This window comes from Plebeiibacterium sediminum, from assembly GCF_026013605.1.
Taxonomy (GTDB): domain Bacteria; phylum Bacteroidota; class Bacteroidia; order Bacteroidales; family Marinilabiliaceae; genus Saccharicrinis; species Saccharicrinis sediminus.
Genome location: NZ_JAPDPJ010000112.1, coordinates 1 through 8789 on the forward strand (window position 1 = coordinate 1; position 8789 = coordinate 8789).

General features: G+C 32.4%; 7 protein-coding genes and 2 tRNA genes. 6 read left to right on the forward strand and 3 right to left on the reverse strand.

The features are described from left to right. The first annotated feature begins 336 nt into the window (after positions 1-336). Positions 337-1050, forward strand: coding sequence for a PmeII family type II restriction endonuclease (locus OM075_RS23465; protein WP_301192998.1), 714 nt, complete (start codon positions 337-339; stop codon positions 1048-1050). Here OM075_RS23465 and OM075_RS23470 read toward each other — a convergent pair. Then, a complete protein-coding gene (locus OM075_RS23470) occupies positions 1022-2272 on the reverse strand; it encodes a DNA cytosine methyltransferase (protein ID WP_301192999.1) in 1251 nt (416 codons plus the stop codon). The genes OM075_RS23465 and OM075_RS23470 overlap by 29 nt on opposite strands. A gap of 452 nt (positions 2273-2724) precedes the next feature. Here OM075_RS23470 and OM075_RS23475 point away from each other — a divergent pair, with 452 nt between their 5' ends. The 3 genes from OM075_RS23475 (at position 2725) to OM075_RS23485 (ending at position 5422) form a co-directional block, all read left to right on the forward strand. Continuing rightward, positions 2725-3390, forward strand: a complete 666-nt coding sequence (locus OM075_RS23475; RefSeq protein WP_301193000.1) for a hypothetical protein — start codon at positions 2725-2727, stop codon at positions 3388-3390. 503 nt (positions 3391-3893) lie between these two features. Further along, positions 3894-4169 carry a helix-turn-helix domain-containing protein gene (locus OM075_RS23480; RefSeq protein WP_301193001.1) on the forward strand — a complete coding sequence of 92 codons (276 nt, stop codon included), beginning with the start codon at positions 3894-3896 and terminating at the stop codon, positions 4167-4169. Positions 4170-4186: 17 nt separating this feature from the next. Next, complete coding sequence (locus OM075_RS23485) at positions 4187-5422, forward strand: type II toxin-antitoxin system HipA family toxin (RefSeq protein ID WP_301193002.1); 1236 nt, start codon at positions 4187-4189, stop codon at positions 5420-5422. A 753-nt stretch (positions 5423-6175) separates the two neighbouring features. Here OM075_RS23485 and OM075_RS23490 read toward each other — a convergent pair. Both OM075_RS23490 and OM075_RS23495 read right to left on the reverse strand, forming a co-directional pair. After that, positions 6176-6262 (reverse strand) — tRNA-Ser (locus OM075_RS23490). Between the two features lie 46 nt (positions 6263-6308). Next, a tRNA-Trp gene (locus OM075_RS23495) sits at positions 6309-6381 on the reverse strand. A 234-nt stretch (positions 6382-6615) separates the two neighbouring features. Here OM075_RS23495 and OM075_RS23500 point away from each other — a divergent pair. Then, on the forward strand, positions 6616-7491 hold the full coding sequence (locus OM075_RS23500) for an outer membrane protein assembly factor BamD (RefSeq protein WP_301193003.1): 876 nt from the start codon (positions 6616-6618) through the stop codon (positions 7489-7491). A gap of 91 nt (positions 7492-7582) precedes the next feature. After that, on the forward strand, positions 7583-8530 hold the full coding sequence (locus OM075_RS23505; protein ID WP_301193004.1) for a phosphoribosylaminoimidazolesuccinocarboxamide synthase: 948 nt from the start codon (positions 7583-7585) through the stop codon (positions 8528-8530). Positions 8531-8789 lie beyond the last annotated feature (259 nt).

Genomic DNA, 8789 nt, shown 5'->3' on the forward strand with positions numbered 1-8789 from the left:
CTTTGGTATTTGTTTGGTTTTCTTTGGTTGTTCTTTGGTATGTGGTTGGGTTGTGGTTGGTATGTCTATGGGTTGTCTTTGGTATTTCTTTGGTTATTCATTGGTTCTAAGGAACCGAAGAAATACTATAAAAAAGGCCTGGTAAAACCATAGTCAATACAACGTCATATCCTTGTCATACCATAGGAGAGTAAAAGGATAGGTGGAAAATGGGGGTTGGTGGTTAGTACCAGTTATTATTAAAAGAAAGAGGTGGGTATTTTACTTTTTAATACAGTCAGTTGAATATTTATTTGACATAATTGCTATCTTTGTTTCCTTTAATTAAGGAATATTATGACAGAAAAAGAGTTAATCGTAAAAATTGTTGAGTATTTTGAAACATATATCTTCAAAAACCATATTGAAGCATCCTTAAAAAACAATGCCAAGCTGAAATCTTACAATATAAATCCAATTGTTGTAAAATACTTGTCTAAAGTATTGGAAGGGGATTATACAGCAAAGGGTGTAGCCAAAGCTTTATTTTACCCTAGAGTATTAGGAACTTCTATAAACACATCATTTGGGACAAGAATCCAAAATATGTTTGTAGAATTAGATTTAGCAAGTGGTTCTTTGATTAAAGGAATGGATATTGAGTTTAAAGATAAGGTTGATAATAGGAAAAAATGGTGTCAACTAAAATCTGGACCAAATACAATAAATTCAGAAGATGTAAAACCTCTTCTAAATAAATTTACAACTACAATAAATTTAGCAAGGACAAATAAAGCATTTAAGGGCGTTAATAATACTGACTTTATTGTTGGTGTTTTGTATGGGGAAGCAGATGAACTTAGCATGCACTACAAAACTATTGATAAAACACACCCTGTGATTATCGGAAAAGATTTATGGCATAGAATTACTGGGTTCCCAAATTTCTATGATGGATTAGTTGAACAGTTGCATAAAAGCATACTTACCATTGATACAAAAGATTTGATAAATAAAGGATGTTCGGATTTAGAAGAGGAAATCAAGAAATCTCCTCTTTTTGATTTTTAACTAAGTAATAATTATTCAAAAAATTAATAATAGAGTACCCAAGTTCACAACCTAAATTAACCGGAACAGCATTTCCTATTTGTTTGTACTGTTGAGCAATTGAACCGTCAAATTTCCATTCGTCAGGAAATGTTTGTATTCTAGCATATTCTCGGACTGTAAACGGACGAGTTTCATCGGGATGACATCGTTCAGTTTGCTTTTGTGCAGGACTACAAGTCAAAGTTAGACTTGGTTCATCCCAACCGATTCGGCGAGCCATTCCAGTTTTTCCGCCACCAAGATAAAAGCTACCGCCCATATATTCTTTTTGAATGTCTATCGGTAAGTCGCGCCAATAACCTTTAGGAGGAACTAAATCAAGGACATCTTTCTTTGATTGAGGATATTTTGCACCATCAGATTTTGGAACATTTGTGTCATATAATTCACCTTTTTTAAGAGCATCCGACAGATTGTATATTCTTTTATAAGGCTTTGGGTATTCATATTTAATGTCAATGTCTTTTCGAATGCCAACTAGGATTAAACGCTCTCTTTTTTGCGGAACTTTATAGTTAATAGCTTTTAAAACTTGAACAGGCACAACATTATAACCGATTTCATCAAGAATTGAAATCATGCCTTGTAAGGTTTTACCTTTTTCATGGCTTAGTAGACCTCGTACATTTTCGCCGATACATATTGCAGGAGATACTTCTTGAACAACGCGCGCAAACTCATAAAACAAGGTTCCTCGTGCATCTTTAAGACCTAATTTTTTTCCTGCATAACTAAAAGCCTGACAAGGGAAACCACCAGTAACAACATCAACTTGATTTTTATATTTTGAGAAATTAAAATCTTTAATATCGCCTTCAAGGACGTTCCAATGAGGTCGATTTTTCCTTAAAGTATTGCAAGCCCATTTGTCTATTTCATTTAAAGCAACACATTTTAGACCTGATTTTTCAAGTCCAACAGCAAGTCCACCAGCACCTGCAAAAAGCTCAAGGACTGAATAATTATGATTAGGTTTTACATAATTGGAAACTTCTTCTTCTTTTATATCATCAAATAGATTTCCTAATAAAGCATGGACATCTGATTTTTTATAAACACGATAATTGGAAACAGGCTCTCGAACGGCATTAAGAATACCTTCATTATCCCATCTTCTAAGGGTTTCTTTACATTTTCCGACTAATTCTGCTGTTTCTGAAAGAGATAAATATTCACTCATAACCACCTTGTTAAACCTTATATAATGGTTACAAATATATAACGAAATGATTAACAAAGAAAGGAAAAAGAACGAACCGCCAACAATGTATATAAAACATTTGGCGGAAAGTGTTATATTTGAAGTGTTTATAAATGAAAATATTTTTTCGTATTGTGAAAGATAGTGCAATAAATGCCAAGTATTTCATATATGAGCCGTTGTGTGCTAGTTGCTCGATGAATAATAGATTGATGATTAAGTATTTTCTTGTTTTAGCAATTGTATTAACATCTTGTTCTTCTTTGAATCGCAATTTGGAATATTCTACATATCATATTATTAACAGGCAAAAGTAAATAATTAATTACGTTTTTAATTTAGATACTTAAACTACTATATAACTCGGATTATGTAATAAACTATCTAATGTATAATTCGGGTTAAATATTTACAATAATATAGCATATCAAATGGGATTAATAATTGTCATACCAGTAATAGGAATTTTTATTTTAATATTATCCAGACAAAGACAAGAAAAGGAAGTTAAGTCAACATCCGTGGTTGATAGGATATTTACCATAATTCTTATCTCTTTAGCCATATTCCAGTCACCATTTTTCTATTATTATACCTTTGGCTTATTCTCAATTGTTATTGTGTTCCCTTATTTAATTATAGCTCTAATACTTACCATTTATTTGCTTATGCCATGGATTCAAAATAAAGGCGTAACAAAATTTCATAAAATAGGGCTATCCATCTCAATTATAATTGGTATTTCAAGTTTGATATTTGGTTCTGATCTTATTGAAAAACTGGATTGGGATTTGAGATTAAAAGAAAGAGAACGAATAGTTGAAAAGGCAATAAATGGGGAGTTTGAAGACTATAAAGTAAAACTCAATCATTTTCCACCTATTTCAAATGGAGGAAATGAAATATTTGTTGATGATAAACCATCCGGGAGTATTACCGTAACGTTTTTTATCGACCGCGGATTTATTGATCATTATTATGCATTTATTTATACAACCGATACTACGAGAATAAGAACATATGATGCCAAAACAAAATCAGATCATCCTAAAATCAATAAAAAGCTAAGTGAAAATTGGTATCGTATTGCAGAGTAGAAATGTTATTGAATAATATCTACATAAATATACAACATAGCTTGTAAAGGACTGCAATGAATATAGAAAATGAGCTACTTAAAGAAGGATTAATTGAGTTTTTACGAATGATATTGATGGCACATTCTATATCCATAAAGATTCTGGTAAGGTTTTCTTAAATGGTAATGAGGATATTTATGCAGAATCTTTCTCTTAGTTTGTAAATAAAATGGTTGAAGAGTAAGTTTGTGTCAATAAGTAGTATCCTGCAGGCTTATATTGTCAAGATTGTTATCCAGGATTGCGCTGCACTAAATCTTTTCAAAAGTCGGAATCAGATATAGAGAAGATTGCATAATAATTTAAATAAGATTAGTTGTAATTATAGCAGAGTTAAAGGTTGACGAACTAAGTCTACCAACAGGTATCGCCAAATTAATAAATGTTACTTTGTAATATGTTGGTTAATATATTAGCTAAAAAATAAAAATATAGCTATATTTGGCTAATATATTAGCTATATGTATTCGATTAATCCAACACCTCATGAAATTGGAAAGGAACTGGCTAAACGCCATAAAGCCTTACGTAAACAATTAAAGTTATCTCAATCAGATATGGCAGAGAGATCTGGTGTCTCTTTAGGTAGCTTAAAACGTTTTGAAACTACCGGACAAATATCTTTGGAATCATTGCTTAAGTTAGCTCACCTTCTTGATCGATTAGACGATTTTAAGTCAGTTTTTCAACCCAAAGAAGACTTAGGCAATATTGAGCATCTTTTTTCAACTAAATAGTAGGTAAAGAAATTGTTATGAAAAATATCAACAATATCTTAGTGTCTTTGGAGCTTGAAGAGCAAAGTTATGAGGTAGGAGAAATGGTAAGGGATAACCGAACAATCTACTTTCGCTATAATGCTGATTTTTTGAAATCAGGTTTTAATATTTCACCCATTAAGCTTCATTATAATAATGAAATCAATTTCGCCGGTTTTGAACCTTTTGATGGGTTATATGGAGTTTTTAACGATTCGTTACCTGATGGTTGGGGGAGGTTGTTGTTAGATCGCTCCCTTGCATCGAAAGGTGTAAATATGCAAAATATAACTCCATTGGATCGATTGTCTTACGTTGGTGATAAAGGTATGGGTGCTTTGTGTTACAAACCAAAGTTTGATGAAGAAGTTGCAATTTCATCTGAAATAGAACTGGATATGATAGCCAGGGAGATGGATCATATCTTAAGAGGAAGCGATTCGGATATAATAGACGAGCTTTTTACTTTAGGTGGTTCTTCAGGTGGAGCACGTCCTAAAATATTTGTTGGATATAATAATGTCACCAAAGAATTAATGCATGGTCATCAAAAACTGGCAGAAGGTTTTGAAGATTGGATAATAAAATTTCCATCGTCATCTGACCCTAAAGAAATTGCTAATATTGAATATGCTTACCATAAAATGGCATTAAAAGCCGGATTGGAAATGAGCGAATGTAAACTATTTACAGGTCGGTCGGGACAAACATACTTTGGTACGAAACGTTTTGATAGAATTAAGGGGAAGAGGATCCATATGCATGCCGCTAGTGGGTTGATGCATGATAATTTTAGAATGAGTACCATGGATTATGGTCATTTAATGGATTGTGCCTTTCAGCTAGAGAAACATGTGAAGGCATACGAAAAAGTATTGCGTCTGGCAGCTTTTAATGTGTTTGCTCATAACAGGGATGATCATAGTAAGAACTTTTCTTTTTTAATGGATGCTAAAGGCCATTGGAGTTTCGCACCTGTATATGATCTAACTTTTTCAAATTCAGCATATGGCTTTCACAGTACTATGGTTGCTGGAGAGAGTAAAAATCCGGGAAGGAAACAGCTTTTAGAATTAGGAAAGCATTTTGGAATAAAGAAACCTGAATTGATATTGGAACAAGTACAGGAGGCCGTCTCACATTGGGATTCAATCGCCAAAGAATGTGGTGTGTCTCAATCAACTATTAAAAAGGTTGCAAAGGCTATAGATGAGGTACATAAAAATGAATAATTTTCCTTTCATTAGAGGATTTTATAATCTTGGCAATCCTGTTAATCTTGTCTAAATATTTTTTATCGAGATTTGTATTCCTTATTGCAACGTAGACTTTAAGGGGCGGGAGTATTACAGTAACGTTTTTTATCGACCGCGGATTTATTGATCATTATTCTGCATTTATTTACACAACTGATACTTCAATAATTAGAACATATAATACCAGAACAAAATCAGATCATCCTAAAACCAATAAAAAGCTAAGTGAAAATTGGTATCGTATTGCAGAGTAGAAATCTCATTCTTTATACAGAGCGTATAAAATAGACAGCTAATATATCTTATTCATGAGTTGGAGTACATCATAAATACTTACTTTTCGTGAATAACAATTACTTCTTGTGTAGTATCTGAAAAACAATTGCTGTTTTGTATAAAATTGGTATGAAAAGCAGCTTTTAGGTGTCTTCTATTCGTTTAATAAAGATGATTTTAGTATTTATATCCTATTCAGGGATAAACAGCCTAATGTAGCTACGAATTACACCGGAATCGGTACTCTAAATACATTTAAAGCCACTCAAACTTAGTTCTAATTAAGCATAGTTTTCGGGTTGACAATTTTATCCTGAGAATCTTGTTAATCCTGTCTAAATATTTTGAGCTATTTTAATTTCGGCATTGATCCTCTAATGTCTTAAATGGTGAGTAATAAAGATATAAAATAAAAAAACCGTTAAAGCTATAATTTGCTTTAGCGGTTTTGTGCGGAGAGGGCGGGATTCGAACCCGCGGTACCCTTGCGAGTACACAAACTTTCCAGGCTTGCACAATCGGCCACTCTGTCACCTCTCCGGAAAATTAAAGATACAAAAAAACCCGACATTTATGTCGGGCTATGCACGGGTTAAGAGACTCGAACTCCTGACACCTGGTTTTGGAGACCAGTGCTCTACCAACTGAGCTAAACCCGTTTGAAACATTTGACTTTTCAAATGCGGTTGCAAAAATAGAATTAAATTTTACAATACCATCAAAAATTATCAAAAAAAATTACCGGAATTACTAAAAGTACTGGCTTTCAACATGCTTTTTTTTATCTTTGCCAAAAAGAAAATAACACAACACATACATATTTTTAAGTATCATAATTATGAAAATTTAAGTATGTATTTATCCCAAATATTAAAACACAACACTTTACGAATATGAAATCATTAAAAAACATAATAGTAGCTGCTTTATTAGGATTAGGACTTTTTAGTTGTAACCCATTAAAACAATTACAAACAGAACAACTGGGAGCTGAAAACCAATATGCACAAGGAAATTTTGCTGTAGCCTATGAAAAGTATAGTTCATTAATAGAAAAGTATCAGCAGGCTAATTTAGAGGTTCCTTATAGTTTTTATGTTAATGCAGCAATTAGTGCTTCCAAATTAAGTAACTATGAGAATGCTATAAAAAACTATAATTTTGCATTGATAGACTCTGTAACATTAAACAGTGTTAAGGGGCTGATTGATGCAACGGAAAATACATCAGGAAATAATCTTTCAACAGTATTGAATAAGTATGCAGATTATTTGAAAGCAAATGGAGCAGCGGAATATTATAATACTAAAGTTTTTGATAACGAAGTTAGGAATGGTAATCAGGATAATATCGTATCATCTTTTGCAAATTTAAGTAAGCCTACTGAATCACAAAGTATGGTATATATCAATGCATTAGAAACATTGGGAAAGAAAAAAGATGCCATTCAATTTTGTAGTGATTTAGTAAAAGAAAATCCTGATTATTATAAAGCCAGAGAATATAAAGCAATGTACTATTACGATTTTGCTGAAAATTGGTATAAAAATGAAATGGCTAAGTATAATAAGGATAAAAACTATACAGCTTATGTTTATCTTAAAAGAGAATTAAAAAAGGTTTCAGCTAATTTCAGAATTGCAAAAGACGAATTTGAAGTACTGCATAAGCAATATCCCGATGAAAAGAAGTATGTAAGATATTTAAAGAATACTTATATACGTCTTGATATGAAAAAAGAAGCTGCCGAGTTAGATAAACTTTTATAGTAGTTTTGTTGTTGATAAGGCATGAAAGATTTAATATTCTTTCGTAAAATAAAATTGTAACATTAAGTTTAATTATAATAATAATCGAGAAATGAGTAAAGCAATTGTTCAAAACAATTTTCAGTTCCCTAATCAAAAAGGGCATTATGTTGGAAAAGTTAGGGATGTTTACAATATCGACGACCAATATTTAGTAATGGTTGTTTCAGACAGGATTTCTGCTTTCGATGTAGTTTTACCGAAAGGAGTTCCATTTAAAGGTCAGGTTTTGAATCAGATTGCTGAGAAGTTTTTGGATGCCACTTCAGATATTGTACCAAACTGGAAAATTGCAACTCCGGATCCAATGGTAACAGTGGGTCATATGTGCGAACCATTTAAAGTAGAAATGGTAATTCGTGGATATTTAACAGGACATGCATGGAGAGAGTACAGTGCTGGTAAAAGAAGTTTATGTGGTGTGGCACTTCCTGAAGGAATGGTAGAGAATCAAAAGTTTGATACACCTATTATTACACCAACAACAAAAGCTGATGTGGGTCATGATGAGGATATCTCAAAAGAGGAAATTTTAGCACAGGGTTTAGTGGCTAAAGAAGACTATGAAATGTTGGAAAAATACACTCAGGAATTATTCCAACGTGGAACAGAAATGGCTGCAGAAAAAGGATTGATTTTAGTGGACACTAAATATGAGTTTGGTAAAAAAGATGGTAAAATCTATTTAATAGATGAAATTCATACACCAGATTCTTCTCGTTATTTCTATACTGAAGGATATCAGGAAAGATTAGAGAAAGGTGAAAATCAAAAGCAATTATCTAAAGAATTTGTTCGTCAGTGGTTAATTGAAAATGGATTCCAAGGAAAAGAAGGACAACAAGTTCCTGAAATGACAGAGGAATATGTGGATTCAGTTTCTGAAAGATACATTGAGTTATTTGAGCAAATTACAGGTGACAAATTTCAAAAAGCAGATGTTGAAGATGTTGCTGCCAGAATAGAAAAAAATGTAAATGATTATTTAGCTTCTTTATAGAACTAAAGTCATTAAATTAGTATCAAAGGGTTGTCTCATAAATTGTGGCAACCCTTTTTTGTATTAAGATATATATTAGGCAACATCTGTCCTAAATAATATTTTAATTCTTTAGTAGGTTCTACATCGGCCTCAGCCAGTGAACCAAAAAACAAGATTAGCTAGACGATTAAAAATCGTTTTTGTTTGAGTGCAACGAGTTTAAACGATTTCAGTCAAATAATCGTAGTTTTTTGAGAGAAGTGGGTGCAGCCTAGCC